The following is an 18,590-nucleotide window of genomic DNA, read 5'->3' on the forward strand; positions in this document are numbered from 1 at the left end:
TATCTGCTGCCCTTAATGTTTTGTAAATCCGACACCGAAATTGATTCTACCTTCCTTAATTGAGTAAACTAAAATCCAGAAAGAAATCATTGAATAAGAATAAAAAAAATCTTCAACAGGTATTGTTATAAACTTTAATCCCCATATTGCATGATCTGAATAAACTACAACCGGAATATATGTTAATACAAAATTAAAAATAAGGAATGGAATAAATGTGATGAGAACTGTTAACCAGTAGTTCCGTGATTTTAAAATTGATCTGAAAAACAAAAGACTTATCAAAATAAAAGAAGCTGAAAACAGCAGCACTGTTGAAGTATAAAACTGATCATAAAAAATGACTGCAGTAATTATCAGAATCAGTGAACCGACTAAGAACAAGAATGGTTTAGTGCTTATTGTTCTTTCCTTTATGTAAAATGAAATTGTTTCAAAAATAAAGAGGCAGCTATACGGCACAGTAATGAAAAATAATATTTCTTCATAGGGAAGGCTGAAGTATTTTATTCCGCTGATATGAAATGAATTAAATCCCCAATCCCCCCTGGATGAGGCAATTGAGTCCCACGTAATAAACACAGTACTTACAATGATAATTGAAAAAAGATAAGATGGAATTTTTTTGTAGAAGCGAATGTTTTTTTCAAATGAAAAAATTAATGGTACTATAACAATCAGAAGATTAATTACAAGGTAAGTACTCATTTATCAGCAAGTGTGATGGCTATCCTTTTCATATCTTCCAGTTGTGTATCATCGAGCCGCTCGCTGTCAATCATAAACTGGACAATGCCCTGCTGAAGTTTTGGATTAACTTCCGAATAGTTCCTTTCTTTCAGGAGTTGACAAATAACCAAAAGGTCTTCATCACGTTCACTTCCATACCCAAGTATTCCCGGGAGATGATGCAGTATTGAAAAACGTACAAAACGGATCTCAAGACTGCGTGGTTCTTTTTTGACGGCAACTTCAATAATGTCTAACGCTCTGATAACGTGGTTAAGTTTGGAGAAAGGATTAAATGCGTGTTTACCTTTTAGCGCTTCAACCGCGCCGAAGTATGCTAGGATTACAGGATCATATTTAGACTGATCTTCTCCAAACTTTGCAGTGATAAATTTTTCAAGCGAATATGTTTTGTCCTCGTCTTCAACAGATTCATAAAAAGTATTACGGATAAAGTTGATGAGTGCAGTATCCCTTCCGGCTGAATAACCTGAAGGGAAAAGCATGCCGCTGAAAATGACTACAAACAAAAACACAAAACGATAATTCATCTAATTGGTTCTCAAAATTTTTACTTCAACGAGAGATTTAATGAACAATGCAATCTTTGTAATATTTGAGATACGAACTCTTCTTCCAAGCAGATCTTTGGCTTTCAATTTTTTTATTTTTCTGAAAAGCATCCAATAGTAAAGATATGCTGAGTATACACCGAGTCTCACTCCATTCGGTAACTGCTTTATTCCTTTTAATGCCTCTTTAAATTCTTTATCAATGTCCTCTTCAAGCTTCATTTTATTTGCATCATCAATGTGATGAAGGTTTTCAACACCGGGCAAATATATTCTTCCTCTTTCTTCAATATCACTTTTAATGTCGCAGGAAATTTACTTTCTGAAATGCTGAACCAAGGCATCTTGCCGGGTAAATTAATTCTTCAAATAATTTGTTATCCTTATCACAAAAAACTTTTAAACACATTAAACCAACTACTTCTGCTGAACCATAAACATAAGTATCGTAATGGTCCTGTTCATAATAACTGTTGCTCAGATCCATTTCCATGCTGTCGAGAAATTTTGTGATATACTCCAAATCAATCTTATAATCATTAACGGTTTTTTGAAATGCATTTACTACGGGATTTGTAGATAGCCCCGTTTCAATTGCATACAAAGTTTCATTTCTAAAATCAGTCAGCAATTTCTTTTTATCAAAACCATGAAAACTATCCACTATTTCATCAGCGAGACGAACATAACCATAAACAGCATAAATCGCGTCGCGGTATGCGGGCGCAAATGCCTGTATTCCAAGGCTGAATGAAGTGCTGTAATTTCTTGTAATTACTTTACTGATCTTAAAAGTTGTATTATGATAAAATTCCATGGTCAGCTTTGATTCTTTCTGTTACTAATTTAGAACTAATAATTACCATCGGCAAACCTGTGCCGGGTGTTGTTGAAGCTCCCACATAATATAAATTCGGAAAGTGTTCATCTTTATTCTTTGGTCTGAATGCACCAACCTGCATCATTCCATGAGCTAATCCTAATCCTGATCCTTTATACAAATTAAATTTATCTGCCCAATCAACAGGAGTAAAAATATTTTTTACAATTATGTTAGAGTTTATATCAAACCCAGTTCTCTTAGAAAGATCATCGATAATATTTTCTGCAAGTTCATCTTTATCATCCCAGTTGTTTTTGTATCTAAGATCAGGTACAGGACAAAGTATAAAAATATTTTCACATCCTTCAGGTGCTGAAGCGGGTTCTGATTTTGAGAGTGCGTTTACATAGTAATATGGCTTTTGTGGGCTGATCGAAGATGTGAAAATCTTATCAGCATAAGCTCTGAAATTATTTCCCAGGAAATAATTGTGATGATGAAGCTTATCGATTTTACCCCTTACTCCGAGGTATATTGTAAAAGGCGCGAGTGTCCATTCCATTTTGTCCAGTTTATCTTCATGGAATTTTTTCCTGTTAAGAACTTTACCCCTGAATGATGCCGCATCTGAATTCGAAACAAAAATATCAGCTGACCATTTGTTTCCGTGATTATCAACAAGAGTATTTAACCTTCCGTTTGAAGAATCAACGCCGACAATCTCTGTATCAAATACGAAATCGACTCCTTTTCCTTTCAGGATATTCACTAACTCCTCAACTAACCTGTACATACCGCCTTCAACAGCCCAGTAGCCGTTGTGTTTCATCTCGGTGTAATTAAGTAATGAATAAATTGCAGGTGTCTGGAAAGGTGTGGCACCAAGAAAAAAAGCTACTAATGAAAAAATTATTCTTACTTCATTTGAAGAAAAAGTTTTTTCTACCTCGCTCCACATATTTCTGAAAAGGTATGGCAGATGTTTCATCGGAACTTTTGTTAACGCATAAAGATATTCAGGCAGACTATCATAATTTGATTTTACAACTTTATCTTCTGTATCGTGGAAAAACTCACCTGCCTTTTTCAAATATCGTTCAACTTTAGTAGCAAGTTCAGGTTCGATTTCGTGAAATTCTTTCTCAAGTTTTTTTAAGTCTTTCCAGATGAGATAAGGTTTGTCATGCCCTTCAAAGAAGACCTGGTAAAGAGGGTCAAGTTCCTTAAGTTTAACCGGGTTCTTAACTCCACAACTTCTGAAAAGTTCATCAAGCTCATAACTCATGCTCATAAATGAAGGACCAACATCAAAAGTAAATCCTTCCATCTTAAGCTGATTAAGTCTTCCGCCGGCTTGAAAATGTTTTTCAATTATGGTGACTTTGTAACCATTGACTGCAAGGCGCAAAGCTGTTGAAAGACCGCCAAGTCCGGCTCCTATGATAATTGCTTTTTTCATTTATTATAAAATTGATGCGTACAGAAATACAAACGCAAATATCCTTAAATAAGTTCCTTTTAAGAAAAAAAATCTGACAGTGTAAAAAATAAGAATCAGTAAACTAAATTCTGATTTTATTTTACCAAGAAAAGCGGATCATTCAAGCCAATTTAATGCAGGTTCTTCATCAGTAAACCGTTTAACGTTATAGCCGGCATTGGTCATAACAGTTATCAGGAAATCATGAGATTCGTCATCAGGTGAAGTTAAAATTGCAACTTTGGATTCGCGTTGACCCTGGAATTTAGGCATTCCTTTATAAGCAAACTGGTAATTGGAAGTTGGGGATTCGGTATTCGGCGCATCACGAACATCGTATAAAAAACTCTTTATCCCTTTTTGTGATGCTAAAGACTGGGATTCTATAGCCGTTTGTTGTCCCTTTTCAACAGTCATTTCTTTAAAAACTTTTACGACAACAAATTTGCCGGACTCAGACACTTTTATTTCATAATCCATCTATCCTCCGGTTTAAAGATTAAAAATCATTTTGTTCCATAAAGGAGAAGGCACCTGAAATATCGTGCATCTAATACTAAATAATAGTATACAAAACACAAAAAGAAAAATTGATGAACTCAACATTCAACAAAAAAATGAAAAGTCAAAACCGGTTGTCACTAATACTGGTTATCAGAGGCGCCGAATATATGCAGATCAAAATCTTTCAAAAGTTCCCGGGCTGTTTCAAAGTCATTCCTGTTAACATAAATACTTACAGGCACAAGCAACGGACTTACCATTAAGAAGTTTTCACCTGTTAAATAGTAATCAATATCGCCGTCATCAAGTATAGATTTTATTATACTAATATCCCCCTGGTTTAATGAAGTAAGAAGTAGATCATAGTTTTGACGCTCGTATATTTTTGGCGGATCGACTGAATAGTCCAGAAGCGATTCACATTCCCCGCAATGAATCCTGCCGCTGGTTCTCTCTTCTTCAGAGAGTGACAACTCACTTTGACAAACCGGGCATGTGATAACCCCTGCAATTATGCCCATAGGTTTTTCATAATTCAAGACTGCCTGACATCCAGATTTTCTGCAGTAATAATATTCATTGCCTTCAACAAGACAAGCTTCACAAAAATATTCCCCGCAGTTATGGCAGGTTGAAAGTGCTTCTTTATCCGGGTGATTAATACAATAGTTTATAAATACCTCGCTAGTATAATTTACTATCTGTATTAAGATACAAAATCTATAAACGATAAGGCAGAGGCAGGAGATCACTCAACAATAAGTTCTGTATTTCGCCCAAGGAAAATTCCATAGTTCAATACCAGTGAATTTATTTTACTCCGGATTTTATTATCACAGTCCGTTAAATACTTAATGAAGATTAAACTTCTGTTATTACTGGTTGTTCTTCGCCAGATCCCTACAACCTTTCCATCAACAACCATGATTGGTCTGAATATTCCGTTGGAGGAAATTGTTTTTGGAGAGTTAACTTTATCAAGTGAGGCGCTTCGGTCTTTATAACTAATTAAAAATTCATCATACGCAGGCAGTAGAAAAATTGAGGATTTATTTTTAACACCTGCTTTATCTCTATCATAATCTTTCTCTTTAACATAGTATTCTTTCTCACCGATTTTCACTGAAAGAAATTCATCCTTTATCAGGTCAAGAGAAAGTTTTGCGTCTTTCACTTTTAGTCCAGACCACCAGATAAAGTCCTGCAGAGTTGCAGGACCGTGACTTTGAAAATACTTTATTGCCAGCGACTTCAGTGATTCTTCTTTAGAAATATTTTTTTGTGCCGGGATACGCTCATCAAGAAATGCAAATGTCTGTTTATTGCCCGTTAACTTTCCGCTGCAAATCAATCCATTTAGTTCTGCGAACATGAGAATGTGAGCAGCGCGATTGTCGTTAGTTCGAATTCCTGCATGTTCAAGCAAATCCACCAAAACTTCACGTTTAAGATGTTCGCCTTTGCTCAATGCTTTCTCAATTATTCGGATTGACTTTTTAATTGTCGCGTCGTCAAGTTCAAGTTGTTTATGCCTTCCTTTCATTGACGAAATAATGTTTGGCGCAGTGAGTTTTAACATCCATCTGATATCTTCCGGCGAAACAAAATGCCAGGTAGGTCTTAGAACATGTGTTCGTAAAATTTCTCCATTGCTTACGGCTTTGTCTATTGATTTATCCGTTGAGCCGGGAAGTCTTACGCCAATCGCCCATTTTGCCATTGAATAATCCTGAGCCTGCATCGCGCCCATCCAGTTTACCAGTTCATTTGGTGTTTTAAAATTTGTTGCAGCTATTTGCTGGTTTTGAAGACGATGGATTGGTATAGATTTATTATTCACGTCCGTTCTTCTGGTTGGGTCTTGTGCCTGATAAAATCCCTTTAACTAATAAAGAGAAATAAGTTAAAATTATTACTAATGATATGATCATTATACCATAGTTAATTCTTATCTCGGTTAACAGATCATTCTCGCGCTCATTTATCTCTTGCTCACTTATTTTATTATTTTTTTCAACTAAAATCCTTGCTTGATCAACTTCGTACTTCATGCTTACTTGTAAATTAAAATGTGCGTATATCGAGTGTAAGAGCATTAGTACTGCCACAATAAGCAGCACTTTTTTAAATAATAATTTCAATTAAAAATAACCTCTTTCTAGTTAGACCAAAACACATTAGCACAGTTATTGCATTTATTTTCAATTTCATGATATGAAGATGGTGAACACATTATAGCAATAGGATCATTCTTTTATCTTTTTTAATCTGAAGTGAAATATCACTGATGCGGCAGCAATTGCAATTTAATTTCCATTTGAGTAAAAAGTAAACAGTTATAGATGTTAGAATAATTGCTACTCCTATATAAATAGTTACAAAACGTAAGTTCTATCGCTTGATCAGCTTTCTAGTTGTAAATGATTGTTGAGCATCTTCAATGATGATTACTGTATCTCCGTTTACAACCGGCTTAGGATTGTAATACAAATATGATGGGTACAAGTTTGTTGGGTCCATCGTTACGACTAAATCAAACTTAGAAGTATCTGTTACTGCTATCTGGTTAAATAATCCTTTAATCGATTTGTGAAACTTAAACTCATCGTACGAAAGAATTGTGTTATCTGATAATCTTATTGCTTTGGAAATAGTATCATTTACAACATAGAGTTTAAGCCAAACTCCACCCTGTGGACAGAAACAGCCCATTTGCTGCTCAATTGTGTAATCAAATTGTTCCTCAACATCGATGGATGTATCGCAGCTTGAGATCAGAAAAACCAACGCAAGAAAATAAATAGTTTTCATTTTACTTTTCCTTTAATATCGATTGGATATTTCCTATTAGTTTTGGATTAAACAACATAAGGCTGTGAATCGGAGAAAAATATTTTCTATTCTCAGCGATTTCCCATTCTGAACTTTTCGATGGAATTATCATTAAGTCAAATGGTGTTCTGAAAGAGTACATTCTAATATTGTTAAAAGAACGTTCCTTCTTTTTAAGATTTTCTAATAATTGACTTTTAGGGCGTAGTTGTTTTGTGCCGATTCCAGGATAAAAATATGCAGTATAAGTTCCGTGATGAGGGGTCGAAATGCTTATAAATTTCTCAACACGGTTTATACCTCCAAGTTCCTGAAGATAATATCTGCAAATAATTCCACCCATACTGAATCCGATCAGAATAAATTTGGAAGTTTCACCAAGTTCGATATTTATCTTATCCCGAAGTTTAACAGCCTGATCCTCAATACCATATCTGGCATCGATTGGTTTTAATTTGGGTGTAACGCAGTTGAAACCCTGTCGTGATAATTTCTTTTTCATATAAAAAAAGATTTTATCCGTACTTAAAAATCCGTGTACTAGTACAATGTCCAATTTATTGCTGGTCAGTTTCTGAATTCTCAATCCGATGCTTTATATAATAGTAATGTCCAATTACACAATCTTCTGCGATGTAATAATTATTATGGAACATAATCGACATTAGACTAATCTCTGATTCAATTGATAATCCATCAATTGATCTGAAAGATAATTCCCAATGTTTATTGTTTGCTTCAAGAAGATACTTATTCGAAAAAGAATCAAAGTCTAAACGTTTATAGTCGTCGTGGATACTATCTGAATTATCAACTTCCCACGTGAGAGATATCTCATCCAAATAATCTGATTCAACCCTGATCTTGTTATCCCTGTTTTGCTTTAAGAACTCCGGGTAATTTTCAAACATTTTTTTGTAGTGACGTTCATAAATTAATTTACCTGTCATGTTATCAGTAACTATCTCTGAGTCCGTACCATTGTTGTCAATTTTGAGTGAGATGAATAGAATTGAATACGGAGTAGGGGGAGGGTTAATGTTATTTATGACTTTAAAATCCAGGCTGTTAAGAAATTCAGTTTCTTCCGAATCCGCACATCCTGAAAAAACTAAGAGTAATATGAAATAAATATATGTATGAGAATGATTAATCTTTTTATCAAACATAATCTGATGCTTCAACATTTTATTATTGTTTTAAATTTCATAACCCTATATTAAAAATAAATCCCAGTTTTATCATTGGTCCTATTTCATTTGTTGTAACTTTTCTTGTCGCCGGTATGTATTCCAACGAGTATTCAAGCTCACGATCACCGACCGGGATATAGTAATTCAGATCCATACCAAACACGCTTGTGAATTTTACTTCTGCTCCTATTCCCGCAAAACTAAAGTCAGTGCTATGAACCCCGCCGGTATTGCCTGAACTCCCCGCATTGTTATGTTTAAGGTAGGTTATCTGCGGATAAATATTGAAAAGTAGTTTGTACCTAAATGTGAAAGCATATTCAAATCCGGAAAATGTTTCGCCTAATTGTACTCCTGCCCTGGCTTCAATTTCATAGTCATCAAGAAGATTAACGCATCCTCTGATATACCCACTCAGTGGCAGACCAATTGTTGAAAACTCAGTGTTATTACTTGAAATATTTTTATTCAGGTATCCGAGTGATTCAACCTTAAGCCCTAAACTCACGGATTGTGCAAAGCTTACTGTTGAAAATAAAATTGCGAGAGAGAGAATTTTTACCACCGACATCATAAAGCCCTTTCGAATATTATAATGTATCAATATTGACGTATCTTCAGGATAAACCCTAAAACGAAATGAGTTAGCAATCCTGTAATTGAAAAAACAGGGAAATATTTTTTCAGCTTTTTTTGTCCTCAGAATATCCGAACAATCCAAACAGACCGAACATTGCATACATGGCATATAATTCAGGTTTGTTTAAAGCAGAACCGAGTGAGCCGAGAAAACCAAGGAAACCCAAAAAGCCGAGCAGATTAAGTTTCATTTTATTCACCCTAAGTTTATTTATTTAGTCAGCTACTTAGAATTCTTCGATCCTAAAATTTTAATTACGAATAACAACTGCTAAAAAATATAGTAACAAGCACCAAAACTGAAATAAAATTTTGAATAATTGTACTCTTGTACACTCGAATTCTTTTTTAAAACTGAATTTGAATAATTCCAGAAAGAATATCCAAGTTCAAAGTGAGTACCGACATAAGAAAAAAACGGATGATCGGATTCAATAAGTCTCGTTCCGATAAACACTGAGTAGCCTGTGTTATAACCAGGACCGGAATATTCCAGCACTTTATCTTTTTCATCTATGTATGTATAACCTGTACCAACATAAATAGGCAAGAAGTAGCTAGTATTAGCCATAAAAGCAAATGTGAGAGATGCACGAATATTTAAGGTTTTATCATAGATTCTAATCGTGTTGTTTGAAGTGGATGAGTTGTGAAGGCCGTATGTAAAACTGAAAATTAATCCATTTGTATAATAAACTATTTGCGGTCCTGACGTTATTCCAGAACCATCGATGCCAATGCCTAGTTTTTTTGTTTCCAATTTTAATTGCAAAGAATCCTGTGCGTAAAGAAAAGAAGGAAAAAAGATAATAGCAGCAAGAAAGAATAAAAATTTCATTTGGTCTCTTTGATTTTTGAAATCAGAAAAATAAAATTCCTTATGTCACTCAGTTACAATTTTCTTTCCGAATTTTGTTCTTAACAAACCCAAAATAAATCCTAAACCAAAACCCTGTAAGCACCAGTTAAATTGTATCCTGAAATTATAAATATCAATTATCCTGGCTAACTTAATCCATCCAGCCAGAATGGTAATGAGTATAATCAGTAACAGAATAAAAACACTTAGGGGTTTTATAATTTTCTTTGAAAAGTTGAAACCGAGAAAAGCAAACATTAAATAGTTTGTTAGTAAGGAAATGATAGTAAGTGTTTCCATAAATCTCCTTTGAAAAATTATTTAAGCACAGACTAAATGAGTGCCTTGTTGCTTTTCTATAATGCGTACATTTAAATAAAAACATGGTTGAAACGAAACTCATTTTCACTTCTCATTCCAACTAATTTTGAAGATTTCTTTTCTAATTTATAAACCATAATCCAATCAGAAACTTATAGTGTATTTTCCTTTTCGTAAGACTTCACCACTATTAATATCAATTAAGAAGTAGTCAGTATTAGTTTCATCAATGTCGCTGGTTACAATCCAAACAAATCTTACGAGACCATCTATTCTTTCAGTTATCAACATAGCCTTAATACATTCTGGGTCTGAACTAGGTATTCCAATTAATTTCGCAATTGAAATTGCCTTAAGAGAATCAATCTCGAAAGTACAGTTTAACGAATCAGAAATACAATCTGGTAGCCAATCTGGATGGTGGTCTTTAATCAAGTTCCCTAAACTGTCATAATTCCATATGAGTTCAATTCTTTCCCATGGTTTATTTGAAATTGAAAAAAAGTATTGAACTTTGTAATATGGGAATGCTAAGTAGTACTGGTAATCGTTTTTATCGAATTGTAAATAAGTCGGATTTCCCGGGTATAATCCTGATCTCAAAGAATCAAATGAAAAATAGTTTTGGTAAATATCAATTCCACACCTTGACTTGATTAGTGAATCTACTTCTAATCTAATTGTTTCTGGCACTTCAGCTATTTTAATATAATCAGCATCTCTAACAACTATAGTTATAGTTTGTGCTTGAGTAGTGATTACACAGCATAATATTAACAAATATTTGAGAAGCTGTTCTAACTCATCTAATATCAAAATGCCACCTCCAATATGGAGCATTTATTTGCGAGTTTCATTCTCCCATTTTAATAGAAGTGATGTAACTCGGAACTTCACAAGAAAATATTCAGTAACTTTTTAATCATTATTTGTAAAACGATGTTCAAATTCTACATCAACTTTTCCTGGCGTGATTTTTATATAAACTACAACCAACCCTGCTGCGATAAGTGTTGATAGTATTACCCAGATGATCGGAATATTACCTTCCTCGAGACTGCTGCCGAGCACTGACTGCGATGATAAATACAAAAGCATTATCGCAATAAAGTTATTTGTAAAATGCGCCGCACTTGATGGAAAAATACTTTTACTCCTGTAGTAAAAGAAAGAAAACAAAACGCCAAGTATCGACAATGAAATTAAACTAAGCGGTTGAAAGTGAAACAAACCAAAAACAATTCCGGTAATTATAAAACTTTTCATCCCGTTTGTACGTTCCATAGTTCGCTGCACATATCCCCTGAAAAAAACTTCCTCACAGACTGCGGGTGTTACGGCTATCACAAGTATCAGCATTACTAATTCAAAAACTGAATTGGCGGTGAACAGCTGCGCTCCCATATTACGAACCACTTCAGGAATTTCAAGCCAGTCAAGCAGAAGGTATGATACATAGTAGCAGAAGGGCAGCATCGCAATTGTAATCAGCACGGCAAGTATAATTTCTTTGAATGAACACCATCTTATCCGTAAATACTTTTTTATTTCGTGTGTATGCCAGCGTTTAACAATCCAGATAGTTGGATAAAACATAAAGACGAATTGAGAAATCACTAATGCAACGAGTATCGGCACTTTAAGTGTTTCTGTTATTGAATTCATCCTTTCCATAAAATCACCGGATATCTCTCCAGGTGAGATTGCCTGGTATATAAAAAAGATCATCATCATAACAATGGACTGAACATTGAAGTACAGTACACCAATCCCCAGCAAAGCCGCATACGCAGCGGCTGTTATACTTCTTCCTTTTTTTTCCCAGGAACCGTTAAGTTCTATTGAATCATTATCATCAATTAGAACAGCATCCGGATGATTTTCTGTTTCGGGATTATTCAATTACTATTCCTTCATTCGTTAGGTTTGTTTCAGGATTCTCTGCAGGAAAATCATTCTTCCTTATCTTCAGATCAAAATACATTACAACATTTATTAGCGGAGTAACCAATGAATCAAATATGGTACTTATGATTATAATTATCCCAAATGAAAAGCCGAATGATTCGAACATCTTTACCATACTTGATGGATCATTGTTGATCATCCCGCCTTCCGCAATCATTTTAAAATACTGAGAAAAGAAATCCCACATCAGTATAAAGCTAAGAGGGGTTGTGATGATCGAGATTCCAAAATCAACAATGAGCGAGGTGAGCAATAAAATTCCGAATACACGCCACCAGTTACCTTTCACTAAGTATGAACTTTTAGAGAAGGAATCGAATACATAGTTGTCTTCGCCTACAATTGAAACAAAAGCAAAATACCATTTGTAAATCAGGTAGATCATCAGGAATATTCCGGTAATGATAACTAACACACCAAGTATAGTTATTCCCGTCATACTTGCGGCGGCTCCAAGTCCTATTATAAATATTCCGACAAAAATGCATGCTGAAACCACGAAACCCAGCAGGATTGATTGACCAATGCATCTGAACAAAGTAACAGAGAAAACTTTTGCGAATGCTTCACCGACAGAGATTCTTTTTCCCTGCATTTCACTGAAACTGATTTTTGTTATTCCTATCATCACCCCGAGATATCCGAATGCGAATGCAAAAATTGCAAGCATATATATTCCAAGATTAGCAAAAAAGTTTGCCGGCAGCTGCGTTTGGGTATTGCCGTACTCGTACGAGGATTGAATGGATTCTTTCGCTGTTTCCATAATTGAGGAAAAGAATACATTAAAACCATACGCCATTAATAATCCGACAGGTACTAGAAAGGCGACGGCAATAATAATGTTACGTGAAAAAGTTTTCTTGAAAAGATTGAAAGTGATGCTGAAGATATCACCGAGTTCGAAAGGTCTGGATTTATCAAACATATTTTTCTCCCTTAGCCCATTAATTATTTGAGTTGGGTTTAAAATAGTTTAAATATTTGTTAGTTGGAACGGGAAAAATTTTAAAGTTCAGACTAGCTTAGAAGATGCCTAAAAATTAATTCGCAGAATATTTATGCTCACATCAGGCTTATTTAACTGGCGGAAGTCACTGATTGATGAAGTGTGATTTACCCGCAGTAGGTCAGTTTGATTAAAATCATTCTGCGGTTTCTCAGTCGCAAAAACATAATAGCCTAAAATCTCGAATGGAATTGCACTTAATAATGCGCCGAATAAATACTCATAACCATCGAGGGTTTTGTTTTCTATCAGCAGTACAAATAATGAAATTCCTACTCCGCCGCCTAATGCCGTGCCCCAGTAGCTGCTTTCATAATCACCTATTCTGCCAATAAGATATACGCCGAGAGTTGATCCGAAAATCCATCCGGCAACACCGTATACTGGGTTTGTTTCTCTGAACGGAAGTAAAAAAATTAATCCTGAAACAGCGCCCCCAAGTAACTGTCCGCTAATTACAAAAGGACTTATCGAGCTTTCAGATTTTATTGAATCGATTGGTTGCTGAATGTTTAATGAATCCGTAACCTGCCCATAGTTAATTGAGTGAAAGAGCAAAAATGTTATTATCAGAAAAGTTTTATTGAAATAGATTTTCGGAAATGGATTCGCAGAACTATATGAAACTTCTTTACCCAAAACATCAAGCCCATAAAATTATTTGATATCAACTTAATGCTGCAGAAAACTTATGTCAATTCATTTTTTTAAGGAAGGTTGATTTAGAATGGTTTTAAAGATAAACTCAGATGTCACACTTCGATGAACTCAGTGTGACATCTGTAAAATTATATCATACTTTTGATGATTGTTGTCTTACATTTACTTAATCACATTACCATCTGCATCAAGATATTTCACTTCACCTAAGCCAAGTTCCTTAATGCCAGCTTCAATTTTTGATTTATCACCGACAACAACCCAGATCAGATTATCAGTATGAATAAGTTTATCTGCGCATCTGCTCACTTCGTCCTTCGTAAGTGAACGAACCATACCTTCATACTTTGTAAAGTAATCATCGGGCAGATTATAGGTTATAATTTCTGTTAATGAACCTGAGACAGAGCCGGCAGTTTCCCATGTGCCAGGCAAACTGAGTGTACGTGAGTTTTTATCTTTCATAAACTCTTCATCGGTAATCGGCTTTGTGGATTTAATATCGTTCAGTTCATTAAGAACTTCCGTCATAGCTTCTTTTGTTTTATCTGTCTGAACTGGTGCATAAACAAAATACGGGCGCTGACCTTTAGCACCCCATAAAATTGAAAATGAGCCGTAAGACCAGTGTTTATCTTCACGAAGATTCATATTAATTCTTGAAGTGAAAACACCGCCTAAAATATTATTGAAACTTTCAATTGCGATTTCATCATCGGCGCTTCTGCGCGGAGCTACGTGACCTGCGAAAATTATTGACTGCTGAGAACCCGGTCTGTCCATAATATATATCACAGGTTTGTCGCTTCGTTTAACGTCCGTAACATTCTTTTGAGGAACGGTTCCGCTTTTCCAATCCTTAAATAACTTTTCAAGTTTGGATTGAACTTCACTCATTGTAATATCACCGACAACAACAAGCGTTGCGTTATTAGGTTTGAACCAGTCATTCCTGAATTTTACAAGATCATCTTTTGTAATGCTGTTCACAGATGCCTCTGTTCCGGAACCAGTAAATGAATTTCCATAAGCGTGATTGCTGCCGTATAATAGTTGCGGTAACACACGCAGTCCCATTTGTACAGGTGTTGCCTTCTCTCGCTGAATGGCAACCAGCAAATTCTTTTTAAGCCTGTCAAATTCCTTTTCAGAGAATGATGAATTAAGAATTACATCAGCATAAAGATCAAGCGACTGATCAAGATTAACTTTTAAAGCATTTAAATAAACTGTGGAGTAGTCAAGATTAGAACCGGTGGATAAATTTGCTCCGAGCAGATTCAGTTGTTCACTTATTTCAAGTGCTGAAAGTTTTTTTGTTCCCTCATCCATAACATCCATAGTAAGTTTTGCCGTCCCGGGTTTTATATTCTGATCAGCAGAATAACCGGCATCAACCATAAGATTAAAACTAACAACCGGAATTGAATGTCTTTCGGCGAGAACTATTTTTAATCCGTTAGATAATGTTGCACGTTGTACATCCGGAAATTTTATTTCGGGATTCATCCCAAGTTCAGGAAGTTTTGTTCTGTCAGCACTGTCTGTTGAAGCAGTATGTTCCGGGAAAGGATGAACTTCAAGAATAAAGACTCCGTCGGACAACCATTTGTTCGCAGTCTCTTTTAAATCTTTAATTGTTGCAGATTCAATTTCTTTAAGTGTTGTTTTGTAGTGATCGGCTACTCCGCCATAAATAATATTGCTTGCAAGAATATCTGACTTTCCGCCAAAGCCGCCAATACGCTCAATGCCTCTTATGAAACCCGCAAAGTATTGTGTCTTTACTCTCTGTAATTCTTTTTCAGTAGGACCGTTTTTTAAAAGTGCTGCAAGTTCTTCATCAATTGCGTTTTCAATTTTAGAAAGATCCTGTCCCGGTTTTGCTGTCACATCAATATAAAACTGTCCGGCGATTTCCATATCATCAACAAAGGAAGATACATTTGTTGCAACTTGTTCATCATAAACTAATCGCTTATATAATCGTGATGTTTTACCGGAAGCAAGAATGCTTGAAACAAGATTCAGATGATTATTTTCTTTTGTTCCCCATTGAGGCACATTCCACACTTTATAAATTCTTGCCTGCGGAACTCTGTCCTGCATAATTTGTCTGTGTGAACCCGACATCTTTGGAATCCACGTCTGGTGTTTAGCAATTGGTGGTCCCGGGGGAATATCGCCAAAATATTTTTCCACTTTCTCCAAAGCGGTTTGCGGTGTTATATCTCCGGCAAGAACGATCACTGCATTGTTTGGACCATAATAAGTTTTGAACCATTCGTGAACATCTTCAAGTGATGCAGCGTTCAGATCATCCATTGAGCCGATAACTGTCCAGGAATATGGATGACCTTTGGGGAATGTACTTTCTGTTATAAGGTTCCATACTTTTCCATAAGGCTGATCTTCACCCTGTCTTTTTTCGTTCTGAACTACTCCGCGTTGTTCGTCAAGAACTTCCTGGTTAATTGCACCAAGCAGATGACCCATTCTGTCTGATTCCATCCATAGTGCTACATCCAGTGCTGATGTCGGAACATTCTGAAAATAATTTGTGCGGTCGTTATTTGTGGTTCCATTTAAATCAGTCGCACCGATTTTTTCCATTACCTCAAAATATTCACCGTCAAAATTTTCACTTCCGTTGAACATAAGATGTTCAAACAAATGCGCGAATCCGGTTTTACCTTCTTTCTCATTTTTTGAGCCGACATGGTACCAGATGTTAACTGCCACGATCGGGGCTTTATGATCTTCGTGTACAATGAGGGTTAGTCCATTGTCCAGCACAAATTTTTGAAAAGGGATATCTATGGATTTACTCAAATCAGTTTTAGTTTTTTGCGCTGAGATCTGAAAGGATAACAGCAAAACAAGAACTGACACAAATAATTTATTGGGGCTCATTGCTAACCTTTTAGGTTTGTTGATAAAAAAAATCTTGAAATTGTTAGTTAAAACTTAATTTATACCCGGATTTATTGAAAACCGTTTATCAAAAAACAATTAAAATTTAATTTCACGGATTAACAGGAATTACTTAATTTTCTAAGGTAATTACCTCCAATCCTTAACTAATAACAGGAGTTTGAATGCATAAAGAAATCCATAAATGGTGGAGTCCCAATCTTAATAAAGATATGGAAATTGTCGTGTATGGTCATTATGGGTATGCATTGCTTATGTTCCCGACAGCAGCGGCGGATTTTCTTGAGTATGAACGCTTCCACCTGATTGACAGCATTTCTCACTATATCAACGACGGCACACTTAAAGCGTTTTCAATAAACAGCATCAACAATGAAAGCTGGCTTAACAGGAATATGCATCCCGCTCATAAAGCGATCAGGCACCAGCAATACAACAGGTACATAACTGAAGAGGTTGTACCTTTCATCAATAACCATTGCAAACAGCATGTGCCGATAGTTACTACCGGGGCTTCACTGGGAGCTTTCCATTCCGCAAATACTTTTTTCAGAAGACCGGATCTGTTTTCAGGTGTTATTGCAATGAGCGGAACTTATGATCTAAAAAGTTATACCGATGGATATTATGACGACAACTGTTACTTTAATTCTCCCGTTGATTATCTGCCAAGCCTTGGTGATGAGTGGCACTTATCACGTATGCGCCAAAGCAGTATAGTTATAGCAAGCGGACAGGGCGCTTATGAAGATCCCGGTTCCTCAAGAAAACTTTCTGATATATTACAGGCAAAAGGGATTCAGCACTGGCTTGACCTTTGGGGCTTTGATATTACACACGACTGGCCAACGTGGAGACAAATGCTTCCTTACTTCCTGAACCATTTGAGAATGTAAATGCGAGATGACAGATAGCTGGGGAAAAATTCTTAAAGAAAAAAAAGTTATAACGGAACTTGTTATTTCATCACTGATCCTTGCATCGGTATTATGGGCATTGACAATTTTTTTAGAGAATAATGAGAGAAGACAGGGAACAATTCTGTTCGATCCTTTTCTCTCATTGTTCACTCCCGCAGATGTTACCTGGTTTACATTTATAATTCTTTATGGTGCGCTTATAATTGGTGTGATTCATCTTACAAATAAACCAATCAAATTAATTTTGTCTCTACAGTTTTATTCATTGCTTGTATTAACACGAATGCTTGCAATGTACTTCGTAGCTCTTGAACCGCCGCCATTGATGATTCCGCTTGTTGATCCTTTTGTTGAATTTTTTACAACCGGCACGGTAATGAAAAAAGACCTTTTCTTCTCCGGTCATACGGCAACGCTTTTTTTCCTCTTTCTTTTGATTGATAAGAAAGGATTAAAATATTTTTTGTTTGTGTGTACGGTCATTGTGGGAGGATTAATCCTTGCTCAGCATGTACACTATTCAATCGATGTACTGGCTGCGCCGTTCTTTACATACGGGGTATACCGGCTTGTGTTATTAATCCGGGCAAAAATTAATTTGAATTAGTGCAAAATATTTTTTATTTCTGTATAAGAATATGATAGTGTCATCAAAATCTTCTTAAAACTCCTGTTCAGACAAGAACATACCGCTTGAAAAATTAATTTATGCGAGGTATAAGATGATAGAAGAACAAACTGAAACGCGTGAAGTATCGAAACTGGTTTTTAACCAGTTCAGCAGGAACGGATTTGAATCGGTGATTTCAAAAGAAGAGTTTGATAACCTGAACGAATTTAAAAATTACCTTTCCGGTAAACTTTCAGAATTGCTTGATAAAAATTATGACTTGCTGATCAAAACTTTGTACCGGATCGATGTAAATGAGAAAAAACTTTCAGCATTATTTTCAGCTGATAATAAACAAAGCATTCCTGATTCACTCGCGGATTTAATAATTGAAAGACAGTTACAAAAAGTTCATTTCAGGAATCTTTATAAGGCTGGCGCACTTTAGAGTTTGAGTTATTAGTTAACCTGAAAAACGCAATATTTAACAATAACAAATTGATTACATTTTGACCGGAAATTGAAAAATCCATCAGG

General features: G+C 35.5%; 22 protein-coding genes and 1 pseudogene. 3 read left to right on the plus strand and 20 right to left on the minus strand.

The window, feature by feature from the left end; translation table 11 throughout:
• Nucleotides 1-12 precede the first annotated feature (12 nt).
• The 20 genes and pseudogenes from IPM56_00235 to IPM56_00330 form a co-directional block, all read right to left on the minus strand.
• Nucleotides 13-708 (minus strand): lycopene cyclase domain-containing protein, encoded by a 696-nt coding sequence (locus IPM56_00235; GenBank protein ID QQS36419.1) that lies wholly within the window; start codon nucleotides 706-708, stop codon nucleotides 13-15.
• On the minus strand, nucleotides 705-1,280 hold the full coding sequence (locus IPM56_00240; GenBank protein QQS36420.1) for a hypothetical protein: 576 nt from the start codon (nucleotides 1,278-1,280) through the stop codon (nucleotides 705-707). Before IPM56_00240 ends, IPM56_00235 begins: the two co-directional genes overlap by 4 nt.
• Nucleotides 1,281-2,118 (minus strand): annotated as a pseudogene (locus IPM56_00245) (phytoene/squalene synthase family protein).
• The gene (gene crtI, locus IPM56_00250) at nucleotides 2,102-3,583 is read right to left on the minus strand and encodes a phytoene desaturase (protein ID QQS36421.1); all 1,482 of its coding nucleotides are present in this window, start codon (nucleotides 3,581-3,583) and stop codon (nucleotides 2,102-2,104) included. Before crtI ends, IPM56_00245 begins: the two are co-directional and overlap by 17 nt.
• 138 nt (nucleotides 3,584-3,721) lie before the next feature.
• Nucleotides 3,722-4,084 (minus strand): hypothetical protein, encoded by a 363-nt coding sequence (locus IPM56_00255; GenBank protein QQS36422.1) that lies wholly within the window; start codon nucleotides 4,082-4,084, stop codon nucleotides 3,722-3,724.
• A 161-nt stretch (nucleotides 4,085-4,245) separates the two neighbouring features.
• Entirely contained in the window at nucleotides 4,246-4,629 is a 384-nt protein-coding gene (locus IPM56_00260; GenBank protein ID QQS36423.1) for a DUF2007 domain-containing protein, read from the minus strand.
• Nucleotides 4,630-4,856: 227 nt separating this feature from the next.
• Nucleotides 4,857-5,948, minus strand: coding sequence for an AlkZ family DNA glycosylase (locus IPM56_00265; GenBank protein ID QQS36424.1), 1,092 nt, complete (start codon nucleotides 5,946-5,948; stop codon nucleotides 4,857-4,859).
• Nucleotides 5,941-6,159, minus strand: a complete 219-nt coding sequence (locus IPM56_00270; GenBank protein ID QQS36425.1) for a hypothetical protein — start codon at nucleotides 6,157-6,159, stop codon at nucleotides 5,941-5,943. The genes IPM56_00265 and IPM56_00270 overlap by 8 nt, the downstream gene beginning before the upstream one ends.
• Before the next feature lie 340 nt (nucleotides 6,160-6,499).
• Entirely contained in the window at nucleotides 6,500-6,919 is a 420-nt protein-coding gene (locus tag IPM56_00275; protein QQS36426.1) for a hypothetical protein, read from the minus strand.
• 1 nt (nucleotide 6,920) lies between these two features.
• Nucleotides 6,921-7,496 carry an alpha/beta fold hydrolase gene (locus IPM56_00280; protein QQS36427.1) on the minus strand — a complete coding sequence of 192 codons (576 nt, stop codon included), beginning with the start codon at nucleotides 7,494-7,496 and terminating at the stop codon, nucleotides 6,921-6,923.
• Nucleotide 7,497: 1 nt separating this feature from the next.
• Nucleotides 7,498-8,109: a hypothetical protein gene (locus IPM56_00285; GenBank protein ID QQS36428.1), complete on the minus strand. Its 612-nt coding sequence runs from the start codon at nucleotides 8,107-8,109 to the stop codon at nucleotides 7,498-7,500.
• Between the two features lie 37 nt (nucleotides 8,110-8,146).
• Nucleotides 8,147-8,707 carry a hypothetical protein gene (locus tag IPM56_00290; GenBank protein ID QQS36429.1) on the minus strand — a complete coding sequence of 187 codons (561 nt, stop codon included), beginning with the start codon at nucleotides 8,705-8,707 and terminating at the stop codon, nucleotides 8,147-8,149.
• Between the two features lie 109 nt (nucleotides 8,708-8,816).
• Nucleotides 8,817-8,963, minus strand: a complete 147-nt coding sequence (locus IPM56_00295) for a hypothetical protein (GenBank protein ID QQS36430.1) — start codon at nucleotides 8,961-8,963, stop codon at nucleotides 8,817-8,819.
• A gap of 80 nt (nucleotides 8,964-9,043) precedes the next feature.
• Nucleotides 9,044-9,610, minus strand: a complete 567-nt coding sequence (locus IPM56_00300; GenBank protein QQS36431.1) for a hypothetical protein — start codon at nucleotides 9,608-9,610, stop codon at nucleotides 9,044-9,046.
• Nucleotides 9,611-9,655: 45 nt separating this feature from the next.
• Nucleotides 9,656-9,931: a hypothetical protein gene (locus IPM56_00305; protein QQS36432.1), complete on the minus strand. Its 276-nt coding sequence runs from the start codon at nucleotides 9,929-9,931 to the stop codon at nucleotides 9,656-9,658.
• Nucleotides 9,932-10,096: 165 nt separating this feature from the next.
• The gene (locus tag IPM56_00310) at nucleotides 10,097-10,768 is read right to left on the minus strand and encodes a hypothetical protein (protein ID QQS36433.1); all 672 of its coding nucleotides are present in this window, start codon (nucleotides 10,766-10,768) and stop codon (nucleotides 10,097-10,099) included.
• A 102-nt stretch (nucleotides 10,769-10,870) separates the two neighbouring features.
• A complete protein-coding gene (locus IPM56_00315) occupies nucleotides 10,871-11,854 on the minus strand; it encodes a CPBP family intramembrane metalloprotease (GenBank protein QQS36434.1) in 984 nt (327 codons plus the stop codon).
• On the minus strand, nucleotides 11,847-12,848 hold the full coding sequence (locus tag IPM56_00320) for a hypothetical protein (protein ID QQS36435.1): 1,002 nt from the start codon (nucleotides 12,846-12,848) through the stop codon (nucleotides 11,847-11,849). The genes IPM56_00315 and IPM56_00320 overlap by 8 nt, the downstream gene beginning before the upstream one ends.
• Before the next feature lie 108 nt (nucleotides 12,849-12,956).
• On the minus strand, nucleotides 12,957-13,568 hold the full coding sequence (locus IPM56_00325) for a hypothetical protein (GenBank protein QQS36436.1): 612 nt from the start codon (nucleotides 13,566-13,568) through the stop codon (nucleotides 12,957-12,959).
• Between the two features lie 183 nt (nucleotides 13,569-13,751).
• Entirely contained in the window at nucleotides 13,752-16,502 is a 2,751-nt protein-coding gene (locus IPM56_00330; GenBank protein QQS36437.1) for an insulinase family protein, read from the minus strand.
• Between the two features lie 185 nt (nucleotides 16,503-16,687).
• On the opposite strand from IPM56_00330, the gene IPM56_00335 reads away from it, so the two are divergent.
• The 3 genes from IPM56_00335 (at nucleotide 16,688) to IPM56_00345 (ending at nucleotide 18,501) form a co-directional block, all read left to right on the plus strand.
• The gene (locus IPM56_00335) at nucleotides 16,688-17,419 is read left to right on the plus strand and encodes an esterase family protein (protein ID QQS36438.1); all 732 of its coding nucleotides are present in this window, start codon (nucleotides 16,688-16,690) and stop codon (nucleotides 17,417-17,419) included.
• A 7-nt stretch (nucleotides 17,420-17,426) separates the two neighbouring features.
• Nucleotides 17,427-18,050, plus strand: a complete 624-nt coding sequence (locus IPM56_00340; GenBank protein ID QQS36439.1) for a hypothetical protein — start codon at nucleotides 17,427-17,429, stop codon at nucleotides 18,048-18,050.
• A 115-nt stretch (nucleotides 18,051-18,165) separates the two neighbouring features.
• On the plus strand, nucleotides 18,166-18,501 hold the full coding sequence (locus tag IPM56_00345; protein ID QQS36440.1) for a hypothetical protein: 336 nt from the start codon (nucleotides 18,166-18,168) through the stop codon (nucleotides 18,499-18,501).
• Nucleotides 18,502-18,590 lie beyond the last annotated feature (89 nt).

It is taken from the genome of Ignavibacteriales bacterium, assembly GCA_016700155.1.
Classification (GTDB): domain Bacteria; phylum Bacteroidota; class Ignavibacteria; order Ignavibacteriales; family Ignavibacteriaceae.

Coding starts and splice junctions, on each gene's coding strand:
- IPM56_00290 (QQS36429.1), bottom strand. CDS start 8,707: ATGATGTCGGTGGTAAAAATTCTCTCTCTCGCAATTTTATTTTCAACA.
- IPM56_00335 (QQS36438.1), top strand. CDS start 16,688: ATGCATAAAGAAATCCATAAATGGTGGAGTCCCAATCTTAATAAAGAT.
- IPM56_00320 (QQS36435.1), bottom strand. CDS start 12,848: ATGTTTGATAAATCCAGACCTTTCGAACTCGGTGATATCTTCAGCATC.
- IPM56_00260 (QQS36423.1), bottom strand. CDS start 4,629: ATGGGCATAATTGCAGGGGTTATCACATGCCCGGTTTGTCAAAGTGAG.
- IPM56_00270 (QQS36425.1), bottom strand. CDS start 6,159: ATGAAGTACGAAGTTGATCAAGCAAGGATTTTAGTTGAAAAAAATAAT.
- IPM56_00295 (QQS36430.1), bottom strand. CDS start 8,963: ATGAAACTTAATCTGCTCGGCTTTTTGGGTTTCCTTGGTTTTCTCGGC.
- IPM56_00240 (QQS36420.1), bottom strand. CDS start 1,280: ATGAATTATCGTTTTGTGTTTTTGTTTGTAGTCATTTTCAGCGGCATG.
- IPM56_00235 (QQS36419.1), bottom strand. CDS start 708: ATGAGTACTTACCTTGTAATTAATCTTCTGATTGTTATAGTACCATTA.
- IPM56_00345 (QQS36440.1), top strand. CDS start 18,166: ATGATAGAAGAACAAACTGAAACGCGTGAAGTATCGAAACTGGTTTTT.
- IPM56_00340 (QQS36439.1), top strand. CDS start 17,427: ATGACAGATAGCTGGGGAAAAATTCTTAAAGAAAAAAAAGTTATAACG.
- crtI (QQS36421.1), bottom strand. CDS start 3,583: ATGAAAAAAGCAATTATCATAGGAGCCGGACTTGGCGGTCTTTCAACA.
- IPM56_00300 (QQS36431.1), bottom strand. CDS start 9,610: ATGAAATTTTTATTCTTTCTTGCTGCTATTATCTTTTTTCCTTCTTTT.
- IPM56_00305 (QQS36432.1), bottom strand. CDS start 9,931: ATGGAAACACTTACTATCATTTCCTTACTAACAAACTATTTAATGTTT.
- IPM56_00255 (QQS36422.1), bottom strand. CDS start 4,084: ATGGATTATGAAATAAAAGTGTCTGAGTCCGGCAAATTTGTTGTCGTA.
- IPM56_00330 (QQS36437.1), bottom strand. CDS start 16,502: ATGAGCCCCAATAAATTATTTGTGTCAGTTCTTGTTTTGCTGTTATCC.
- IPM56_00285 (QQS36428.1), bottom strand. CDS start 8,109: ATGTTTGATAAAAAGATTAATCATTCTCATACATATATTTATTTCATA.
- IPM56_00275 (QQS36426.1), bottom strand. CDS start 6,919: ATGAAAACTATTTATTTTCTTGCGTTGGTTTTTCTGATCTCAAGCTGC.